Source organism: Hymenobacter sp. YC55 (genome assembly GCF_029433095.1).
Lineage (GTDB): Bacteria > Bacteroidota > Bacteroidia > Cytophagales > Hymenobacteraceae > Hymenobacter.
In genome coordinates, this window is record NZ_JARNTX010000004.1 from 208,235 (window position 1) to 227,233 (window position 18,999).

Sequence of the window (18,999 nt, forward strand, 5' to 3'; positions counted from 1 at the left end):
CATTAGACTTCTTCTAAACTCTCACTTCCTAGTTTCCCTACTCTTATGAAATTGACAGCTTCTCCCTTCGATGAGCAAACCGGCGAACTGCTAGCCGTTTATCGTGATGCCTACCTAAGCGGTGATTTGAGCCGTTCTTCAGCTAAGGCAGTAGAAGAGTACCTACGTCGGGATGCCGATAAGGCCCACGAAACCCTCAACCGCTGGCAGGAGCTGCACAGCGAAGAGCCAGCGGCTTTGGCTACGCCAAACTGGGTGCAAAAGCAAGTGCAGCACATCCGGGCCGAGCCCGTGCGTTTCCGTCGGCGCGCTACCACCATGGTTGCCGTAACGGCCCTGCTCGGCACGATGGTATTTGCTGGCACTAGCTTGCCCACCGACCGTACTGTGGAAAGCCTGCCCACCGAAACCATGATGCTCCCAAGCGAGGCAGGACTGGAAGCCGCCTCTACCTCGGCAGCTGCCTCTTCCATCCGCATGATTACGGTGCGTGGCCGCATCCTCAACGAAGATGGTGCTCCCTTGATCGGTGCTACTGTTATGCACCCAAGCAGCCGCCACGGCGTGTCAACCAACGCTGACGGCGAGTACGTAATGCACGTTCCGGCTGGCACCAGCACCCTCAAGTATGGCTACGGTGGCTACCAGGACGAGGAGATGGCCGTGAAAGGAAGTAGCACCACCAACGTAACGCTGCTGCCGAAAACGAAGGCGCAGAAGCGCCACTGGTGGCAGTTCTAAGCGCAACCTGCGTTTAGCATTGTAAAGAGTAAAGAGTTGTTGGGAAGTGCATGGGCTGTGAAGTACTCGTTGTCGGGCGCTACGATGCATGAGCCGACCAGCAACACACAAAGAGTAATAAACAGCTTTCGTAACCTGTCTGCGTGAAACCGAAATCGTACCGAAGAAGACCACCCAAACAGAAGCCGGCCGCTCCCGACCCGCTTGCCGCTCGGGTGGTGCAGCAGGTGCTCTTAGAACTGCCCGAGTTGCTAGCGGTGGCAGTGGTAGATGTAGCCTCAGGCACTAGCCTGGCCGCGCATTCCACTGCCACCATCAACCCCACTACGGCGGCCTCCTTTAATGCCGAAGTAGTAAGGCAAAAACAGAAGGCCATGGCCGCCCTGGAGCTGGCCGACGAGCGCATCGATGATATTCTTATCACGCTGTCCAACCAACTGCACTTGCTCCAGCTGACTACTGATAGCAGCCGGTTTATATACTTGGCGGTGTCGGCGCAGTACACCAATCTGGGCATCGCCCGGGAAGTGCTGCGGGCACAAGTAAGCCAGTTGGAAGCTTAGCTGCACAGCGTGTTGTTCTATATGCAAAGCTCCTTCTCTTAACCAGGGAAGGAGCTTTTTGCTGTACAACATATAGGCCCAAATGTTGGGTGTGTGGATAGTAAGCAAAAAGGTCGTCCTGCTTGATCTGGCGTCCGCACTGTTCACGGAGCCTGGTGCAGAGCGAGTGCCTCTATATGCCGCAAAAGCTTTTAGGACTTTGCGCAAGTGAAAAAGCTGTCCGAGCTGTTGCTAGTGGCAGACTTGTTTGCTAGTCTGTAACGGGCAGATAAGTAGTGGGCTGGAAGCGAAGTAAAGATTATTTCGGGAGCGTCATCGTTTGCGTAAGGCATATCTCAGAATTTCACCAGTTAACAACTTCGCCGTTCGTACCTTCGTGGCCGTTGATTTCCACCGAACTCACCTTCTGAGTATGAACCAATACGACGTTACCGTCATCGGCTCCGGTCCAGGCGGTTATGTAGCGGCTATCCGCTGCGCCCAGCTTGGCCTCAAAACGGCCCTCATCGAGAAATACGACACTCTAGGCGGCACCTGCCTGAACGTGGGCTGCATTCCTAGCAAAGCCCTCCTCGACTCGACGGAGCACTTCCACAATGCTGGTCACACCTTCAAGGAGCATGGCATTGAGCTGAGCGACCTGCAGATCAACATGAACCAACTCATCGACCGCAAAAACGGCGTCGTGAAGGCCAACGTCGACGGTATTGCGTTCTTGATGAAGAAAAACAAAATCGACGTCTTGAAAGGCGTGGGTTCGTTTGTCGACAAGAACCACATCCGCATTCAGCCCACCACGGGCGGCGAGGAGCAGCAGATCGAGACGAAGAACGTTATCATAGCTACGGGCTCCAAGCCAACGGTGCTGCCTTTCATTCAGCAAGACAAGCAGCGTATCATTACCAGCACCGAGGCCCTGAACATCCGGGAAGTGCCCAAGCACATGATTGTGATTGGCGGCGGCGTAATCGGCCTGGAAATGGCTTCCGTGTACGCCCGCCTCGGCGCGAAAGTGTCTATTATAGAGTTCATGGATTCGCTCATCCCGACCATGGACCGCGCCCTCGGCAAAGAGCTGAAGCGCATCCTGGGCAAAATTGGCATCGAGTTCTTCCTGAGCCACAAAGTAACCGGCGCTACCCGCGAGGGCGACACCGTGACCGTAACCGCTACCAACCCGAAAGGCGAGGAAGTGAAGTTTGAAGGCGACTACTGCCTGGTAGCCGTGGGCCGCGTGCCCTACACTGCGGGCCTGAACCTGGAAGCGGCTGGTGTAGAAATGGAAGAGCGCGGCCGCATCAAGGTAGATGAGCACCTGCAAACCAACGTGCCCGGCATCTACGCCATCGGCGACGTGATTCGGGGCGCTATGCTGGCCCACAAGGCCGAGGAAGAAGGCGTGTTCGTGGCCGAAACCATTGTAGGTCAGAAGCCGCACGTAAACTACCTGCTCATCCCCGGCGTGGTCTACACCTGGCCGGAAGTGGCAGGAGTGGGCTACACCGAAGAGCAGCTAAAGGAGCAGGGCAAGGCCTACAAAACCGGCTCGTTCCCCTTCCGTGCCTCGGGCCGCGCCCGCGCCTCCATGGACTTAGACGGCTTCGTGAAAGTGCTGGCCGATAAGGAAACCGACGAAATCCTGGGTGTGCACATGATCGGCCCCCGCATCGCCGACCTCATTGCCGAAGCCGTAACTGCCATGGAATTCCGCGCCTCCGCCGAGGACGTGGCCCGCATGAGCCACGCTCACCCCACCTACGCCGAAGCCATGAAGGAAGCCTGTTTAGCTGCCACCGAGAACCGGGCAATTCATATGTAATTTCGGGTTAAGCGTTAGAAAGCCAAAAGAGGTCGGTACTCCTAAGAGTATCGACCTCTTTTGGCTTTACAGTAATAGCTAATCTGATTGCCGCTGATATATATTTTTAATGGAAGATAATTAGTCATTTAATTGTCTTTATCTGGAATGTTATGCTCTTTACAATATAATGTAATCTCAGTATCTGATGAAAAGTAATTATCACAAAATTCTTCCAGCTCTTTCTCGCTAGATCTTATATATCGGTCTTCCGCTTTCAGTATCTTATCTATTTTATCAATGAACTTATCAAAATCATTATTAATATGACAAAGCTTGTCAATTGTCTTAAAATCAAGACTTTTAAATCTAGATTGATGAATAATTTTGCTTTCGTAAGGATTTGCTTTTAGCTCAATTACCCCAATACCAAATGATTGATTGAGTCGACTTATTTCATCACTCAAATTATCACCTATCTCGAAGGCGACTAAATAACCATAGTTCGCCCAGCTCGAGTTTGAAACAGCTTGGAAATAGGCTTGTTTCAAATCATAATCGGTGTTTATCTCTCGCTTGAGCTCGTACGAAGTTATTTTAAACGACTCTGCAACACTGATAGACTTAATAAGGCTTTGACTGGTTCTTGTGTGCAGACGAGTAAACTCAACTCCAACCATATCTGGATGAATCCATTTTTGGTTATTGTCTTTGCTGTTTACAGATTGTTCGTGGTATATAGTTTTGGTAGATATGCCAACGCTTTTTAGGTATGTGCTGAATAATTTATGTAAGGATCGTTCACTGTATGAGGTCTTTTTCTGATTAGGTAGTTGTGTGACTTGTATAGATGTAGTTGCAATAGGGAAAATTGCATTTTCATTTTTGCTTAGGTAATAACTAAAGTTGCCTTTGCCTGTACTTATCCTCTTTACCCTCGAATCACCATTTCGGATAAAACTGCCTAGCATAGCTGAAACTGTAGCAGCTGGTGTTTTGGCCTGTCCAAAATCATAATATTTCTTTTGGACCACATGCCCACAAACTTCATTATAGGTAGCTAAATTGCCCAAATCCTCTAAACTTTGAAGAATGGCTTCTTTGATAGTCATGGTGTAATTGGTATGCAGGATTGAGTTGTGATTAAAAAGGAAGTATACGCTTTATGATTCGACTCTTTTTTTCCTTCACGTCTTCTGCACCAGCTTAAAACCATCTTTCGTCACGAGGTACTGCTGGCCTTGGATGGTGATGGTTTCGCCTTCTAGCAGCTTGCTTAGGTTCTCGATGTCGCCCTCGATAGTGTGCAGGGAGAAGTTGTGCTTGCGGGCCAGGGCGAGGTACTTGGGGTTGATGTAGTCGTGAACCCCGCAGAGGATGATGCGGACATGGGCGGTGGTGTTTTTGAGGAGCTTGGCGTCGCGGGGGAAGGTGTAGTTGTCGGCAATCAGGATAAGGTCGGTGGAGTCGGGAGCGGCTGTAAGTTGCTGAGCGTAGAGCAGGGCTTCGGCGTCGTTTTCGGGCGCATCGCCGCCCCCGCCGGCTTTCATTGTTTCGATGAGCTTGCTTTTGATGGCTTCGTAGCTGTCAGTTTTTACGTGGTAGAGGCCGCCGGTTTTGCCTACGCGCTTGTCTTTGTCGGGCTGGTCGTTGCCATCGTTGAAGAACACGAAGGTTTTCTCGTCTTCGAGGGCGCTGAGTTGCAGCCAGGCTAGCAGGTCGTAGGTGTAGGGAAACATGCTGCCCGTTACGTCCGTCACCACCACTTCCTTGCTCCACTCGGGGTGGCGCTGCATCACGCGGGTAACCACGTTGGCATCGGGCGGCAGGGCCAGCTCATCGGCGGCGGTATCTGCAGCGGCCAGCAGCTCGCCTTTCTTGGTGATGCGCGCTTCGCAGTAGTCGTTTTTGTGTTGCTTGTTCTTCTTTTTCAGGAAGACGCGGTAGAGCCGGGCCGCCGAATCGGGGAGGGCGAAGTTGGTGAAGCCCATATCGGCCTCGCCTAGTAGTTGAAAAGGGCCAATGGGAAGCCGGATAGCGCCTTTGGCAATAAACGGAAACATCTTCCGGTTGATGGGGAAACCGGAGCTGAATACCACGCTTTTCCGGATGGCTTCTTCTAGCTCGGTTGTACACAGCGGCTTGCCGGTGGGTTGTACCTTCACGGTTTGGATAGTGCCATTAGCCGCCACCCGTAGCTCAAACTTCACCAGCTGCGCATCGCGCTGCGAGCAGTGGTAGAGCCGGCGCAGGCGGCGGGCCATTTGGCGGTTGCTGAAGCGGGTGGTGGGCAGGTTGCAGGCCACCTTTTTGCCTTGGGCTTTCTTGCTGGCTTTGGGGTGCTTCTTTTCCAGGAGGCGCAGCTTGCGCGTGAGGCTGTCGAGGTCGGCGCGGCTGGTGGCGGCGGTGGCGTGCCGAGCCACGTACACCACAAATCCATGGAAAAACGGCTGGCAAGCGGCCGGGCTGTTGCAGCCGGTTTGCTCCACCAGCGTCCACGTCACGGACTCGTCCTGCAGCAGACCCGGCACCCCGGCCGCCAGGTTCCGGATGCGGCTAAGGTTGAGCTGGCGCTGATTGAACGTCGGGTTCAGCCGGAAAGCCGTGTACACGAGGTCGACCCGCACGATGTGGCGGTCGGTTAAGTGCAAGGCCTGCAAGTCGGCGCCCGAGAAGGTAGAGGGTAGCTGCAGGGCTTCCAAATCGGGTAGCGGCTGGTAGCGCTCGGTGCGGTAGGCGTTGAGCTGGTCGTAGAAGACGTTTAGTTCGGCTTCGGACGGCGCGGTTTGGGCACGGGCGATGCAAGTAGTCAGCAGGAGAATAATACTACAGAAAAAAGCTCGGAATGATACAGAGAACATAAAATAGGATAGAGAGCACAAGGGAGTGCAAAATACGGGTTTGCCGGCAGGTGGCCTAGCGTGACCGCGCCCCGTCCCACTCTACTTACTGCGCAGAACCCTCCGGGAGAGGGGATGTTCTGACGAGGTCGGTGAAGTTGCCTGGTGCCCTTCTTCCCGAGGAAGTCGCGCATTAAGCGAGGTGGGGCGGGGGTGAGGTGATCCGGCAATTAGGATCATGTAATACCAAGCGGTTTTAGTAACTAGGTGGAGCAATTCTTTTCTCGTTCCTAAGCTTTTCCGCAGTGCTCTATACCTGTCAGCGCCTGGTGTGTGCGCTCTTGTTGCTTCTTCTGCCCGTTACGCTCCAGGCTCAAACCAAGCTCACGCCGGAGCAGTACCAGCAAGACTTCGACTATTTCTGGACGACCGTCAACGAGAACTACTGCTACTTCGACAAAAAGCAAACGGATTGGGCGAAGGTGCGCACGTACTACGCGGCGCAACTGCCGGCCATCACTACCAAGGCCGCGTTTACCCGCCTACTAGAAAACGCCCTCAACGAACTCTACGACAACCACGCTTCTCTCTCCACTAATCTGCCCGATTCGCGCCGCCTGCTGCCTACGGGCACGGATGTGTGGGCACACTATCAGCAGGGCAAGCCCGTGGTGGTAGCCGTACGCGCAGGCTACGGGGCTGAGCGGAGCGGCCTGCGCCCCGGTATGGAAATCATAGCGGTGAACGATAGGCCTATTGCGCAAGCGGTGCCACCTCTGCTAGGTCATTGCCTGAAAACCGTAGACGAAGCCGCCCGCGAAGTAGCTCTCAACCAAGCCTTGGCCGGCACCCACAACACCCCGCGCAAGCTGACGGTACGCGCCCAAGGCAAGCAGCGCGACCTGTACCCCGACGCACCAACTGCACAGTTGGAGAACATCCGTTATCCGCGCCTGCTCGAAAGTCAGCAGCTAGGCACCATCGGCTACATCAAAATCAATAACAGCCTAGGCGACAACCGCCTGATGGCTGCTTTCGACAGTACCCTTGATGCGCTGGCTGCCACCACAGGCCTTATCCTGGACCTGCGGGAAACGCCTAGTGGCGGCAATACCACCGTGGCCCGGGCCATCATGGGTCGTTTTATAACCGAGGAGCAGCCGTATCAGCGCCACGAGTTTCCGGCCGAAGAACAGGAGTTCGGCGTCAAGCGTAGCACCCTGGAACTGGTGTCGCCAAGGCCGCGGCCTTACACCCGGCCTCTGGTGGTGCTGGTAGGCCGCTGGACGAGCAGCATGGGTGAGGGCATTACGATTGGGTTTGATGCCATGCGCCGAGCCACCATTATGGGCACCGAAATGGCTCGCCTCAATGGCGCTATTACTTCGTTTCGATTGCCAAATTCAAGCTTTGGCTTCAACATTCCCACCGAGCGACTTTACCGGGTTGATAAACTGCCCCGGGAAAACTTCGTGCCTGCCAAGCGCCTCAATCCCAATGCAGAAGGCACTGCCGATACAACACTAGCCGCCGCTGTGCAGCTTCTCCAGAATACCCGCAAACCCTAAACACTTCCACCTTGTCAGGAGCAGGTGCTAGCATTGAAAGCGAGCGGCTACTGAAGCTGCTATTGCTTTAGCAACTGCTCGCTTCAGTGCTCTAGCAACCCCGGAAGACTTAATGCAGGATGCAGCCCAACCTTGTTCTGTAGCGAATCAGCTTGTGGTCAGGACTATTCAGCCCCACCCAGAGCGCAAAACCACGTAGATGCGGTTCTGGCTTTTGCGTGCGTTGCTGATGAAGAATATACTCAGAGGTATCGTGATTGGGGGCTGCCTTTTCTGGCCTGTGCTTGCGTATGCCGGTGAAAAGGAGGTAAAGGCCGTGTTCCTGTTGCAAGGAGGAATTGGCGGGATACTAATTGGCGCCGGGCTTTATGCTGGCTTTATGGCACTGTCAGCAATGCTTTTCAGGAAGAAGGCCGTGGTTGCGACGCTTTTTGCGCTGTCCGTTGCCTTTTATGTGTACATGCAATACTGGTCGATTTACTTCCTGGCTATTGCTTTACATTTTATGCGCACCCACCAGATGCAATATGCGTTTGGGGAGCTAACCAGCACCCTGACTTGGGTTTTGCTTTTTATTGGTATCTGGGGGCTGGCGGTGTTTGGTATTGCGCTTCGGATGTGGATAAGCCGGAACCAAGCTCAGCAAGCAAGTACGCTAAACGAACAGTGAACAAGCAGCCATAAGTTTTGCCGTAGAAAGCTAGCAAGTGAATCGTCGCCTAAAGATTCCAGTTCTTTTCTCTTAAACTTTGCGGGAGTAGGGCATCAGATAAGTTGCGGGCAAGCTCAAGAGTAAGACCTCTGCTAGGGAGCAGTGATAAAAAGCAGTGTGTGGAAAAAGAAACCTTGACAGCAAACCTTGCGAATAACGAACCCACAGAGGCAGCGCTGAAAAGCATTGTACTTGTAGCGGACCCAGTTTTAAGTTTTCTCGTCACTCTCATGGCTAAGGACAAGAAGAAGCACTCGAAGAAAGGCATTCAGTCAGACGACTTGCTGGATGAAGCAGCTATAGCACTCAAGAAGTTTCGCAAAGTCACCAAGCAAATCGGTAAGCTGAGCACGGGCCAAAAGATAGTAGGCGGCATAGCGTTGCTAGCGGCTGGCCTGACGTATGTGGCGAAAAAGCAAGCAGAAGCTGGCTCCGCAACCGACGCCTCGCCGGATGCCAAAGCAGCCGAGCAAACCCTAGCCAAGATGACGGACGAGAAAGAAACGCCCGCGCCTCCATTTAGAAAAACACCGCACCGGAGCAAGAAAAGCAAGCATATTCTGGACTAATGCTGAGCACTGGTAACCATCTAGTGGAACTTGCATTTGCAACTTTCAATGCGGATAGAGACTCTAGTGGGTAATAGCAAGTGATTGCTTGCTTTAACTCCACTGATATGAGCCGTATCATAATTATCCTGTGCATCCTGTTGCTTGCTGGTACAGCCCAAGCTCAATTTGGATTAAGAGCAGGAGTAAATTCTTTTACCCTCTCCATTCAATCGGAAGAAGATCAACAGGCTAGCGCAAGTAGAAAGACAGGTTACCACGCGGGGATATTTTATGAGCTCAAATTGACCAATAAGGTATCCTTACTCCCCGAGGTGCAATACAGCCGTCAAAGCACCAATCTACAGGTGGTAAATTACAGAGTTGCCGATGGCGGTTACCAAGGTGACTATCGTTTGCAGCTAACTTATTTAGCTGTACCTATTCTAGTGAAAGCTAATCTTGGTAAATTCTTTCTGGAGGCTGGACCCCAAGCGAGTTATCTGCTAGCTGCTCACGAAGAGGGCACCGAGTCGCTAGGATATATTTGGGGCACTACCCAAAACGACGTCGATCGGTCCGCTACCAATCGTTACCGGCGGTTTGATGTTGGCTTATGCGCCGGCGCAGGAGTGAAGTTGCCGGCTGGATTTCGGTTGGGGATAAGAGCTTATAGTGGCCTTGTTTCCCTCACTCACGGGCCTATAGCCTATTATAACTACGGCGGTAGCTTAAAGAACCAAGTGATGCAAGCTTCTGTGAGCTACCTATTCAAGACCGGTTCCTAAAGACAAGTCTTCTTATAAGGCCTGTAATTCTGCGCGCGAGGTGCCGATGTTATATAGGTTCATAGTTTTCTGATAACGAGTGCAATGGAATCAAGAACAAGGCGCGACGCCTTGTTTTCAAGAGAGAAAAAAGCTTTTCTGTCCCACAGAAGCAGTTTTTTTCTTGTAAGTATCAAATTCGCTCTTACCTTTGCAGCACTTTAGCGAAAAGCACTCGTGCTCAGCTAAGGAAAATGGTTCGGTAGTTCAGTCGGTTAGAATGCCGCCCTGTCACGGCGGAGGTCGCGGGTTCGAGTCCCGTCCGGACCGCTTCGAAAGCAAGTAATTGCTTGAAAGCTTAAAAAGCCCCTTAGCTTCTGCTAAGGGGCTTTTTTATGTTGTTATTCGCCCTGCTAGCTATTTGCTTTTCAAGACGGTTTTCAGCTCTTGTATTCTGAACCGGTGGTCTAACTCGATGAATTCCTTCATCATGGCGGCGTGTCCGGCACCGACCAGCACCATTACCTTGTCGTCGGACGCTTGCACTGATTTCTGCACCAGCGAATACATGTACAAGTTGCGCCGATACCATTCAGACACCAAGTACGGGCCGGCGAAGTTGCTGGTAGTGCCCGCTCTGTTCAACCTGTCGATGTAGAAGGCTTTGTTGGCCTTGAGGTCTTCTTTGGTGTTGAAATCCAGTAAAATCTGCGTGAGGGTGGAGGTTTCTACTTTCTTGTTGAAGCTTGTTTCTACGGCTTTCAAATCGCTTTCAATGCCTTTAATCAAGGTTTCTTGCTGAGCTTCTTTCATTGCCTTCATCACACTGTCGTAGGGGAAAGAAGTCTTGTTGTAATCGAGGGCGTAAATTTTGGTCAGCTTCGCTTTTTTGCCGGCCCGGAAAGCCAGCTGAACAATCTCGTTTTTCAGATAAAAGTCTCTGCTTTTCGGATTCGGGTATTTCGTCTTGATGTATTCCTCGTAGTTCTCACCGAGGTACTGCATGTAGAGCTCATCAAGCCCGGCTTGGTCGTCGGAAGACCATTCCACGAAAATTTTATCGGGCGCAAACTGGTTGATCTTGTTGGTGATGGTTTCCAGTTCGGTTTGCACTTTCGGTGCCATCACATCGAAGGTTTTCATCTTGGCCAAGTCAGCCCCCGGATTGTGAAAGTGGAAAGTGCCAATCAATAGCAGCTCGGCTTGCTTGGTTTGGGCAACACTTGCGGTAACAGTGCACAAGAGCAGCAGTAGGAGGTAAACTCTTTTCATATAAGGAGTTGTGGAGAAATAAAGCGAAAAGAAGCTAGTGAATTGTTTACTTAATGCGTGTAGCAGCAGGAACGTTAGGCGCCGAAAGCTACTCTAAAGCGGCAGTACGGGCGACTGTGCTCAATATAATGCCGTCGGGCTTGCTTGCCTTGCCCGAACAAGATAGGGTAGAGCACGTTAGGGCCGCTACACAATGTGTAGCACCGAAGTACCGCCCTTGGGGCACCACCCTCCCACCATACAGACGAGTATAAAGGAGTAGCATCCAACCGCAAAAGCTCCGTACTTGCCGAATATGCTTTCTGAACCCACCTACCTGGCGGCCCGTGTGGTCGCTCCCATGATTGAAACCCACTTTGCCCGCCACCACGCGGCCGCCGTTGCGCAGAACACAGAAGTATTGGCTTCGCCACCGTCGACGAACCTAGTGGAGGTGATGATTGATGCTGCCTTTTGGGCGAGCCTGCGCCGCGAAGAAGGGTACCCGCCTAAGATTTCGCTGGCCCTGCTGCAGCCCGAGCAAGCCACGCAGCCGGTGGTGTTCAGTAAGCGCCGGCTTATCCCGTACAACCTACTCAAGCTGGCGCCCGCCGTGGAGCTGCCCGGTATTCATCTGGGCGTGTGGTACGACGAGGAAGGTCTTTACGTGTGGGGCACGGCCACCGGCATACCGCCGCTGTGTTTGGTGATAGAAGTGGTAGAGCCCGGCTTGCTGGTAGTGAAGCACCGCCGCGCCGATGGTTTCGGCAAGTTTGTGAACGTGGCCATCTTGCGCGGCGACCAGCTCCAACTCGTTGATGCCGAAAGCGCAGCCATGGACGACTGCCCGGCCCTACAAGCTTTTTTGCCGGGCCGCAGCTTGCCCACCACCACCGGCGAAACCGACAACGTGCTTGGCGAACTAGCCACCGTGATGCGGGCCCATGGCCGGGGCGGCTTGGTGTTGGTGGTACCGCCTAATTCCACGCAGTGGCAAGAGTCTATTGTGAAGCCCATTACCTACCCTGTGCGACCAGCTTATATCGGCATAGCGGAAGGGCGGCAGCAGGAGCAGGCTAAATGGAAGTGGCGCGAGGAAATCCAACGGGCCATTGGCATTGTGGGTGGCTTCACGGCCGTAGACGGCGCCACGGTCATAACGCGCGATTATCATTTGCTGGCCTTCGGCGTGAAAGTAGCCCGCGCCGAGACCAGCGTACCCGTCGATAAGATGGTGCTGACGGAGCCCGTAGTCGACAGCGAGGCCCGGTACCTGCACCCGGCGCAGAACGGCGGTACCCGGCACTTGGCGGCAGCCCAATTCGTGTATGACCAGCGCGATGCGCTGGCGCTAGTAGCTTCGCAGGACGGCTACTTCACGGTATTCGCTTGGTCCGAAACGCTGCAAATGGTGCACGCCCACCGCATCGATGTGCTGCTGTTGTAGCGCAGACCCCAAGTGCGCGACACATACTACTGGCCAGTAACAACAAGCGGCGGCAGCTCCTAGGAACTGCCGCCGCTTGTTGTTGATAAGCTAGCCTACTCGACTGCCTTTTTCACCCCGACAGCGCTAGGGCCTTTCTGACCCATTTCCACTTCGAAAGTTACTTTGTCGTTCTCTTTTATCGTGATGCCTCCTAGGCTGTTAGCATGCACAAAAACGCTCTCCTGCGTCTGTAGGTCTTTGATGAAGCCGTAGCCTTTCGAGTCGTTGAAGAACGTAACCGTACCCTTCCGGATGGGATCGTCCTGCTCCTGGTCTTCCTGCTTCAATGCCCCAATGCGGACATCTTCGACTTTGATTTCCTTTTTCTTGGTAGGATCGGGGGGAGTGGTCGAGATGTTGCCGTTCTCGTCTACATAGGCAAGCATCTCATCAAGGTTTAGCCCTTTTTTGGCAGCAGCTTGGCGCTCTTCTCTGCGCTCCTCCTTGTCCATCTTTTTCTTCTGGCGCTTTTTCTCGTTCTCTTTCTTACCGAAGCTTGCTTGGGATTTCCCCATGTGTGTTGGTTTGGTTTTGGTCTGAATGCTTATAAAGTTAAGCATTTCAAATATAGTATAGACTATTACAATGAAGCACAAGCTAAAGTTCAGTAGGGAGTGAAGGGCAAACCACTTGTGCGCTTGGGGCAGGTGCTTGCTCAGGCCTGTTTACTGAGTTGTTCTGCTGAATCCGGGATGTGCTTGTTGGAGCAGAGAGAATGGGTTTATCCTCAAAGCAATTCAGCTATAAGCCAGCAAGGGCGCCGGATTTTGCGCAATTAGCGCTATGTTAAGGGCTTAGCTTCCCATATAACATTCGTGTATGAACGACGCCGCTTCGCCGCCTGCTTTAAAAAAAGTGTTGAGGCCACTGCACCTGTGGGCTATTGCGGTGGGGCTGGTTATTTCCGGCGAATACTTCGGCTGGAACTACGGCTGGGCCGTTTCGGGCACTGTAGGGTTTCTGGTAGCCACGCTCCTGATTACGGTGCTCTACGTTACCTTCATTTTCAGCTTCACCGAGCTAACTACCGCTATTCCGCAAGCAGGCGGACCTTTTGCGTACGCGCACCGCGCCTTAGGGCCGGTGGGAGGATTTGTGGCTGGCTATGCCACGCTGGTGGAATTCTTGTTTGCGCCACCCGCCATTGCGTTTGCTTTGGGTAGCTATGTGCATTTCCTGTATCCGAGCGTGCCCGTGTTGGCAACAGCGCTAGGCAGCTACGTGCTGTTTATCGGCATCAATCTGCTGGGTATCAAGGAGTCGGCGCTGTTTTCGTTGGTGGTTACTTTGCTGGCTGTGGCCGAGCTGCTGCTATTTATGGGGCTGGTAGCGCCGCATTTCAAAGCCAGCAATTTCCTCGCCGACCCCATACCCTTTGGGGCCGCGGGGGTATTTGCAGCCTTGCCCTTCGCCATCTGGTTTTACCTGGCCATTGAGGGCGTAGCCATGGTGGCCGAGGAAGTGCAGGACCCCCGGCGCACCATCCCGATTGGCTACACGTATGGACTGCTCACGTTAGTTTTCCTGGCATTAGGCGTAATGGTCCTTACCGGCGGCGTCACCAACTGGCACCGCCTCAGCACCATCGACTACCCGCTACCCGAGGCGTTGAGTTATGCGCTGGGCAAAGGAAGTCCTTGGACTAAAGTGTTTGCCAGCATTGGCTTGTTTGGCTTGGTGGCTTCTTTTCATGGTACCATCATCGGGTACTCGCGGCAGGTGTTTGCGCTGGCACGAGCTGGCTATCTGCCGGGCTTTCTGGCCCGCGTTAACCTGAGGTTTCAGACGCCGCACTGGGCCTTGGTGGCCGGTGGGGTAGTGGGTTGCGTATCGCTGCTGACGGGTACCACCGACAAGCTTATTATTTTGTCGGTGCTGGGCGCGGTGCTGATGTACCTGATTAGTTTGCTTAGCTTGTTTGTGCTGCGGCAGAAAGAACCAAACTTGGTACGGCCGTTTGTTACGCCGTTCTACCCTTGGTTTCCGCTAATTGCCACGGTGCTGTCGGTGGTGAGCTTGGGGGCTATTGTGTATTACAACTGGCTGCTGAGCTTGGTGTTTTTCGTGGGCCTGGGGTTATTACTAGGGTTGTATGTGCTGCTGGGCTTGGCGAAGAATAGCGAGGTGGCAAACAAACCCGTGTTGTAATTCAGCTTGCGTCTTCTGTCATCCTGAGGCGGTAGCCGAAGGACCTTCTTCCGCCTAAAAGGCCTTGATAATAACGACTCGTACTTTGAGCGTAAGGTTCGTCGGCTACCGCCTCAGGATGACAGAGTTTTGAAGTTTCAATTCGCTACTTCGTCTTATCACGTGCACCATGTCGTACCGTCACACCATCCGAAACGGGGTTTATCAGTTCCCGGATCTGAAAACGCTGCTGGCCAAGGCCACGCCACTGCGGTCGGGGGATGTGCTGGCGGGTGTAGCGGCCGACACCTACGAGGAGCGGGTGGCCGCGCAGCTTGCGCTGGCTGATGTGCCTTTGCGCAACTTCCTCCACGAGGCGCTTATTCCATACGAGCAGGACGAAGTAACGCGCCTGATCCTCGACACGCACGATGCCGCCGCGTTTGCACCTGTAAGCCACTTCACCGTGGGGCAGTTGCGCGACTGGCTGCTGGCTGATACAACCGATACGCCTACGCTGCAGCAAGTAGCACTTGGCCTGACGCCCGAAATGGTGGCCGCTGTCAGCAAGCTCATGCGCAACCAGGAGCTAATTGCCGTGGCTCGCAAGTGCGAGGTGATAACGCAGTTCCGCAACACATTGGGCCTACGGGGCCACTTGGCTACTCGCCTCCAGCCCAATCACCCCACCGACGACGCCCGCGGTATTGCCGCCAGCCTGCTCGACGGCCTGCTCTACGGCAGCGGTGATGCCGTCATTGGCATCAATCCCGCCACCGACAGCCCCGCCGCCGTGCGGAATCTGCTGGAAATGCTCGACGCTATTCGGCAGCAGTATGTCATTCCCACCCAATCCTGCGTGCTGTGCCACGTCACGACCACGCTGGAACTAGTGCGGCAGCAAGCCCCGGTGGATCTGGCATTTCAGAGTATTGCCGGTACAGAGGCTGCCAATGCTAGCTTCGGTGTCAACTTGGCGCTGCTCGATGAGGCATGGCAAGCCACCCTCAGTTTGAACCGGGGCACGGTGGGGCAGCACGTCATGTACTTCGAAACCGGCCAGGGCAGCGCCCTCAGCGCCAACGCCCACCACGGCCTCGACCAGCAAACCTGCGAAGCCCGCGCCTACGCCGTGGCCCGCCGTTTCCGGCCGTTACTGGTTAATTCGGTGGTCGGCTTCATCGGTCCCGAATACCTCTACGACGGCAAGCAAATCATTCGGGCGGCGCTGGAAGACCATTTCTGTGGTAAGCTGCTCGGCCTGCCTATGGGCATGGACATCTGCTACACCAACCACGCCGAAGCCGACCAAGACGACATGGATACCCTGCTCACGCTGCTCGGCGTGGCTGGCTGCAACTTCATTATGGGCGTACCCGGCGCCGACGACATTATGCTTAACTACCAATCCACGTCCTTCCACGATGCCCTCTACATCCGGAGCGTGCTCGGCCTGCGCGCCGCCCCAGAGTTCGAGGCCTGGCTACAACAAGTGGGTGTGTTTGATGCGCAGGGCCGGTTGCGGCCAGCTTCGGCAGAGCACCGGCTGTTGGAAATGGGGCCGCTGAAGCCGCTGGCGTAACGCCCTTATCTTGCCCCACCATTGCCCAACCTTTCATCATCATGACTGCGCCAGACCTTATCCATCACCTGCACTTGCTGCCCCATCCGGAAGGCGGCCACTACCGCGAAACGTACCGGTCGGCCGATACGATGACTACGGTTGAGGCGCAAACCAGGAATGTCAGCACCGCCATTTACTATTTGCTGGAAGACAGAGAGAAATCCTGTTTTCACCGGATTAAGTCGGACGAGCTGTGGTTTTTCCACAAGGGGCAGGCCTTGGAAATCGTGTTGATAGCAGACGGTCAGGCCGCTACCATCGTCCTCGGCAACGACATTGAAAACGGTGAGCTTTTCCAGGCCGTCATTCCCGCCAATACCTGGTTTGCAGCCCATGTACAGCAGGGAAAGGGCTACGCGCTGGTGAGCTGCACCGTGGCCCCAGGGTTCGATTTCACAGATTTCGAGTTAGCCCAACGAGCCGAGCTAACCACGCAATTTCCTCATCTGAAAGCCCTGATTGAAAAGTTCACCTAAGCTGTGTAGACAGCAAAGTAAGCAGGTCGTCATTCCAAGCTGGCCGTGGAATGACGACCTGCTTAATTGCGGTTGGGTTGTTGTGAGCCGCCTGCTGACCACACGCTGTAAGCTAAAGCCAGACCACTCAATGCGTTGGAGATAGTAAAGCATCCTGCTTCAATGGATGAAGACGTATCTGACATCGAGTTTTTCAACTGGTATCAGAAGTTCATTGATTAATCTCAGTTACCTGTACTAGCAGCGTCCTACGCCGTCAGTGCGTACAGCAAGATGTTGACGCCGAATTTAGTGTTGTCTTCGGCTAGGAAGCGTTTGTTGCGGAAGTCGTAGTCCCACTCGCAGCCGTAGTCTTTGTTGGAATAGAGCACGCCGAGGCGGCCGTTGATTTCTATGCCTTTGAGGTAGTCGTGCACCAGGTCGTCGCCCCAGCCGTTGAGCTCGAAGGAAGTGGGCGGCGGGCCGTCGGGAAACTTGAAGAACTGCGAATAGATAACGTGGGTCTTGGGTATTTTCTTGAGGGCACCAGCCCCGAAGCACTGCCGCATCTGCTCCTCGAAGGAGCGGGCAAACAGCCCGTCGATGTCGTGGTTGCAGTCGTCGACGAATACGAAGCCGCCGTTGCGCACGTACTGCGTGAAATTTGCTTTTTCCTGCGCCGAAAATTGTACCAGCCGGTGCCCCGACAGGTAGCAGAATGGGTGCCGAAACAATTCTGGCGAGTCGAGAGCTACTACTTTCTCTTTCTGATTGACCGGTATTTTGGTGTATTGAATCAGGGAGTGCAGCAGGTTGGTTGGCATTCGCTCGTCTACGCCATCCCAATCGCCGGAGCGGTATTGCAGACGCACGAAAGTAAAAGGAACAGGCATTCGGGACGGTGAGGTAGAAGGCAAGACTACTAGTGGTAGCCAATAACAGACAAAAATATTTGTGGGAGGTGGCTTGGAGTAAAGAAAAATCAATTGCTGCCCAAGAAAGCTATAAACTGTATTGGCTTGAACCTCAAGCCAAAAAGTTATTGGGATAGGAGATACGACTGTGGCAATGAATTTGCGTTAACTGGTTTTATGTATAACCGATCTTCTTTTCCTACCATGAAACCTTTGCGAATTCTTGCCCTGCTTTTCCTGCTACTCGCTGGTGCTAGTCAGGCCCAAGCCCAATTTGGCATTAAAGCCGGCATCAATAATGCCGTGCTCGATGGCCAGAATATCAACATGGACACCGACTACAAGACCACCTACCACGTCGGGGCCTTTCTGCGGCTGCCGATACTAGGGCCGTTGTCTATTCAGCCCGAAGTGCTGTATTCCCTGCAAGGCTCTCAGTTCAAGTCGACCGTGTCCAACTACGATACCAAGCTGCACTATCTCAACATTCCGGTGCTGGCCCACGTGAAAGTAGGCCCCGTGTATGCCGAAGCTGGCCCACAGTTCGGTGTACTACTCGGTGCCCGCGAAAACGGTACGCTCCGCATCAGCGCCGCCGACGGCTACGGCCCTGTTGACCGCACCGCCGATAGTAACTACAAAAAGAACGATTTTGCCCTAGCAGCTGGTGCGGGCCTCGAACTCGGTAGCCTCATTATTGGGGCCCGCTACACCGCTGGCCTCAACAACATCAACGACGTAGCAGACTTGAATGGCGCCAACGATCCACGCCTGAAAAACCGTGTTATTCAGGCATTCGTGGGTATTAAGTTTGGGAAATAGTGGATGATACAGAGGAGTTTTGGGAGTGCTGTTGCAATTGATTTGCTTGCACAGCATTTCTTTTTCTCTTCCATCATTCATGAAAAAAGTTACTCTATTACTAAGTGTTTTGTTGGGTTGTGCGGCAAGTGGGTGGGCGCAAACGAGCGTTCAAGTGGGGTTGAAAACGGGGGTGAGCTTGGCCGTTCTCGATGGCACTCTCAATCAGGAGACGAGTTTTAAGCCGGGGTTCCATATTGGGGGCGTGTTGCGTATGCGGCCTTCCAAGCACATTGCTGTCCAGCCAGAGGTAGTATACTCGCAACAAGGGTCCGACAACAAAATACCAGTTGGCGGAGGCATAACGCTTGAAAACAAAACCAAACTTTCCTATTTGAACTTCCCCATGCTAGTAAAAATCTACGTGGGCGACGTCTTTCATATCCTAGTAGGGCCACAAGCTGGCTTATTGCTAGCCGCGCGGCAGGACGGCCAAGTAGGATATTCCTCTGGCTCGGGCGGCAGTGGTTTTAGAACTGAAAACCTGGATGTCAAGAGGGATTTTAAAAGCGACGTCAGCCTGTGTGGCGGGTTTGGCGCAGATATGAAGAACGGCCTCCTGGTATCTGCTCGCCTGAATTATGGCTTAACCGACATCAACAACAGCGCATATATAAGACAAGTGCGCGACTCCTACGGCATTGGGGGAATACACAACCGCGTGGTCGAATTCTCGCTAGGTTATATGTTCGGTAGCAAATAAAGTTTGCACCAAGCCCGCAACAAAAAGCCCAGTCTGCG

General features: G+C 53.6%; 18 protein-coding genes and 1 tRNA gene. 14 read left to right on the forward strand and 5 right to left on the reverse strand.

Features of this window, described 5'->3' with window-relative positions:
• The first annotated feature begins 45 nt into the window (after positions 1-45).
• The 3 genes from P1X16_RS23510 (at position 46) to lpdA (ending at position 3,123) form a co-directional block, all read left to right on the forward strand.
• On the forward strand, positions 46-741 hold the full coding sequence (locus P1X16_RS23510) for a carboxypeptidase-like regulatory domain-containing protein (RefSeq protein WP_277234389.1): 696 nt from the start codon (positions 46-48) through the stop codon (positions 739-741).
• Between the two features lie 143 nt (positions 742-884).
• The gene (locus P1X16_RS23515; protein ID WP_277234390.1) at positions 885-1,304 is read left to right on the forward strand and encodes a hypothetical protein; all 420 of its coding nucleotides are present in this window, start codon (positions 885-887) and stop codon (positions 1,302-1,304) included.
• A gap of 412 nt (positions 1,305-1,716) precedes the next feature.
• Positions 1,717-3,123 carry a dihydrolipoyl dehydrogenase gene (gene lpdA, locus P1X16_RS23520; protein WP_277234392.1) on the forward strand — a complete coding sequence of 469 codons (1,407 nt, stop codon included), beginning with the start codon at positions 1,717-1,719 and terminating at the stop codon, positions 3,121-3,123.
• Between the two features lie 128 nt (positions 3,124-3,251).
• Here the strand turns inward: lpdA and P1X16_RS23525 are convergent, their stop codons facing one another.
• Together P1X16_RS23525 and P1X16_RS23530 are read right to left on the reverse strand one after the other, a co-directional pair.
• Positions 3,252-4,214 (reverse strand): HTH domain-containing protein, encoded by a 963-nt coding sequence (locus tag P1X16_RS23525; RefSeq protein WP_277234394.1) that lies wholly within the window; start codon positions 4,212-4,214, stop codon positions 3,252-3,254.
• Positions 4,215-4,289: 75 nt separating this feature from the next.
• On the reverse strand, positions 4,290-5,963 hold the full coding sequence (locus tag P1X16_RS23530; RefSeq protein WP_277234395.1) for a hypothetical protein: 1,674 nt from the start codon (positions 5,961-5,963) through the stop codon (positions 4,290-4,292).
• A 320-nt stretch (positions 5,964-6,283) separates the two neighbouring features.
• Between P1X16_RS23530 and P1X16_RS23535 the strand changes: the two genes are divergently transcribed.
• From P1X16_RS23535 to P1X16_RS23555, 5 genes are all read left to right on the forward strand, one after another.
• The gene (locus P1X16_RS23535) at positions 6,284-7,510 is read left to right on the forward strand and encodes a S41 family peptidase (protein WP_277234397.1); all 1,227 of its coding nucleotides are present in this window, start codon (positions 6,284-6,286) and stop codon (positions 7,508-7,510) included.
• 199 nt (positions 7,511-7,709) lie between these two features.
• Entirely contained in the window at positions 7,710-8,180 is a 471-nt protein-coding gene (locus P1X16_RS23540; protein ID WP_277234399.1) for a hypothetical protein, read from the forward strand.
• A gap of 272 nt (positions 8,181-8,452) precedes the next feature.
• Positions 8,453-8,791, forward strand: a complete 339-nt coding sequence (locus P1X16_RS23545; protein ID WP_277234401.1) for a hypothetical protein — start codon at positions 8,453-8,455, stop codon at positions 8,789-8,791.
• 107 nt (positions 8,792-8,898) lie between these two features.
• On the forward strand, positions 8,899-9,558 hold the full coding sequence (locus tag P1X16_RS23550) for a porin family protein (RefSeq protein ID WP_277234403.1): 660 nt from the start codon (positions 8,899-8,901) through the stop codon (positions 9,556-9,558).
• A gap of 235 nt (positions 9,559-9,793) precedes the next feature.
• Positions 9,794-9,867 (forward strand) — tRNA-Asp (locus P1X16_RS23555).
• Between the two features lie 87 nt (positions 9,868-9,954).
• Here the strand turns inward: P1X16_RS23555 and P1X16_RS23560 are convergent.
• The gene (locus P1X16_RS23560) at positions 9,955-10,809 is read right to left on the reverse strand and encodes a DUF5694 domain-containing protein (protein ID WP_277234404.1); all 855 of its coding nucleotides are present in this window, start codon (positions 10,807-10,809) and stop codon (positions 9,955-9,957) included.
• 295 nt (positions 10,810-11,104) lie between these two features.
• Between P1X16_RS23560 and P1X16_RS23565 the strand changes: the two genes are divergently transcribed.
• Entirely contained in the window at positions 11,105-12,235 is a 1,131-nt protein-coding gene (locus tag P1X16_RS23565) for a putative sensor domain DACNV-containing protein (RefSeq protein ID WP_277234406.1), read from the forward strand.
• A 95-nt stretch (positions 12,236-12,330) separates the two neighbouring features.
• On the opposite strand, the gene P1X16_RS23570 is transcribed toward P1X16_RS23565, so the two are convergent.
• Positions 12,331-12,792, reverse strand: coding sequence for a cold shock domain-containing protein (locus P1X16_RS23570; RefSeq protein ID WP_277234408.1), 462 nt, complete (start codon positions 12,790-12,792; stop codon positions 12,331-12,333).
• A 304-nt stretch (positions 12,793-13,096) separates the two neighbouring features.
• Here P1X16_RS23570 and eat point away from each other — a divergent pair, with 304 nt between their 5' ends.
• The 3 genes from eat (at position 13,097) to P1X16_RS23585 (ending at position 16,504) form a co-directional block, all read left to right on the forward strand.
• The gene (eat, locus tag P1X16_RS23575) at positions 13,097-14,425 is read left to right on the forward strand and encodes an ethanolamine permease (RefSeq protein WP_277234410.1); all 1,329 of its coding nucleotides are present in this window, start codon (positions 13,097-13,099) and stop codon (positions 14,423-14,425) included.
• Between the two features lie 169 nt (positions 14,426-14,594).
• Entirely contained in the window at positions 14,595-15,986 is a 1,392-nt protein-coding gene (locus P1X16_RS23580; protein WP_277234412.1) for an ethanolamine ammonia-lyase subunit EutB, read from the forward strand.
• A gap of 41 nt (positions 15,987-16,027) precedes the next feature.
• Positions 16,028-16,504, forward strand: a complete 477-nt coding sequence (locus P1X16_RS23585; RefSeq protein WP_277234414.1) for a cupin domain-containing protein — start codon at positions 16,028-16,030, stop codon at positions 16,502-16,504.
• 248 nt (positions 16,505-16,752) lie between these two features.
• On the opposite strand, the gene P1X16_RS23590 is transcribed toward P1X16_RS23585, so the two are convergent.
• Positions 16,753-17,376, reverse strand: coding sequence for a DUF4159 domain-containing protein (locus P1X16_RS23590; protein ID WP_245120759.1), 624 nt, complete (start codon positions 17,374-17,376; stop codon positions 16,753-16,755).
• 225 nt (positions 17,377-17,601) lie between these two features.
• Here P1X16_RS23590 and P1X16_RS23595 point away from each other — a divergent pair, with 225 nt between their 5' ends.
• Positions 17,602-18,219 carry a porin family protein gene (locus P1X16_RS23595; RefSeq protein ID WP_277234417.1) on the forward strand — a complete coding sequence of 206 codons (618 nt, stop codon included), beginning with the start codon at positions 17,602-17,604 and terminating at the stop codon, positions 18,217-18,219.
• 79 nt (positions 18,220-18,298) lie between these two features.
• Positions 18,299-18,961: a porin family protein gene (locus tag P1X16_RS23600; RefSeq protein WP_277234419.1), complete on the forward strand. Its 663-nt coding sequence runs from the start codon at positions 18,299-18,301 to the stop codon at positions 18,959-18,961.
• The last annotated feature ends 38 nt before the right edge of the window (positions 18,962-18,999 follow it).

What these genes read in the sequence shown, in the direction of transcription:
- P1X16_RS23590 (WP_245120759.1), bottom strand. Translation starts at nt 17,376, where the DNA reads ATGCCTGTTCCTTTTACTTTCGTGCGTCTGCAATACCGCTCCGGCGAT.
- P1X16_RS23570 (WP_277234408.1), bottom strand. Translation starts at nt 12,792, where the DNA reads ATGGGGAAATCCCAAGCAAGCTTCGGTAAGAAAGAGAACGAGAAAAAG.
- P1X16_RS23585 (WP_277234414.1), top strand. Translation starts at nt 16,028, where the DNA reads ATGACTGCGCCAGACCTTATCCATCACCTGCACTTGCTGCCCCATCCG.
- P1X16_RS23595 (WP_277234417.1), top strand. Translation starts at nt 17,602, where the DNA reads ATGAAACCTTTGCGAATTCTTGCCCTGCTTTTCCTGCTACTCGCTGGT.
- P1X16_RS23580 (WP_277234412.1), top strand. Translation starts at nt 14,595, where the DNA reads ATGTCGTACCGTCACACCATCCGAAACGGGGTTTATCAGTTCCCGGAT.
- P1X16_RS23550 (WP_277234403.1), top strand. Translation starts at nt 8,899, where the DNA reads ATGAGCCGTATCATAATTATCCTGTGCATCCTGTTGCTTGCTGGTACA.
- P1X16_RS23530 (WP_277234395.1), bottom strand. Translation starts at nt 5,963, where the DNA reads ATGTTCTCTGTATCATTCCGAGCTTTTTTCTGTAGTATTATTCTCCTG.
- P1X16_RS23600 (WP_277234419.1), top strand. Translation starts at nt 18,299, where the DNA reads ATGAAAAAAGTTACTCTATTACTAAGTGTTTTGTTGGGTTGTGCGGCA.
- P1X16_RS23545 (WP_277234401.1), top strand. Translation starts at nt 8,453, where the DNA reads ATGGCTAAGGACAAGAAGAAGCACTCGAAGAAAGGCATTCAGTCAGAC.
- eat (WP_277234410.1), top strand. Translation starts at nt 13,097, where the DNA reads ATGAACGACGCCGCTTCGCCGCCTGCTTTAAAAAAAGTGTTGAGGCCA.
- P1X16_RS23560 (WP_277234404.1), bottom strand. Translation starts at nt 10,809, where the DNA reads ATGAAAAGAGTTTACCTCCTACTGCTGCTCTTGTGCACTGTTACCGCA.
- lpdA (WP_277234392.1), top strand. Translation starts at nt 1,717, where the DNA reads ATGAACCAATACGACGTTACCGTCATCGGCTCCGGTCCAGGCGGTTAT.
- P1X16_RS23540 (WP_277234399.1), top strand. Translation starts at nt 7,710, where the DNA reads ATGCGGTTCTGGCTTTTGCGTGCGTTGCTGATGAAGAATATACTCAGA.
- P1X16_RS23510 (WP_277234389.1), top strand. Translation starts at nt 46, where the DNA reads ATGAAATTGACAGCTTCTCCCTTCGATGAGCAAACCGGCGAACTGCTA.
- P1X16_RS23565 (WP_277234406.1), top strand. Translation starts at nt 11,105, where the DNA reads ATGCTTTCTGAACCCACCTACCTGGCGGCCCGTGTGGTCGCTCCCATG.
- P1X16_RS23525 (WP_277234394.1), bottom strand. Translation starts at nt 4,214, where the DNA reads ATGACTATCAAAGAAGCCATTCTTCAAAGTTTAGAGGATTTGGGCAAT.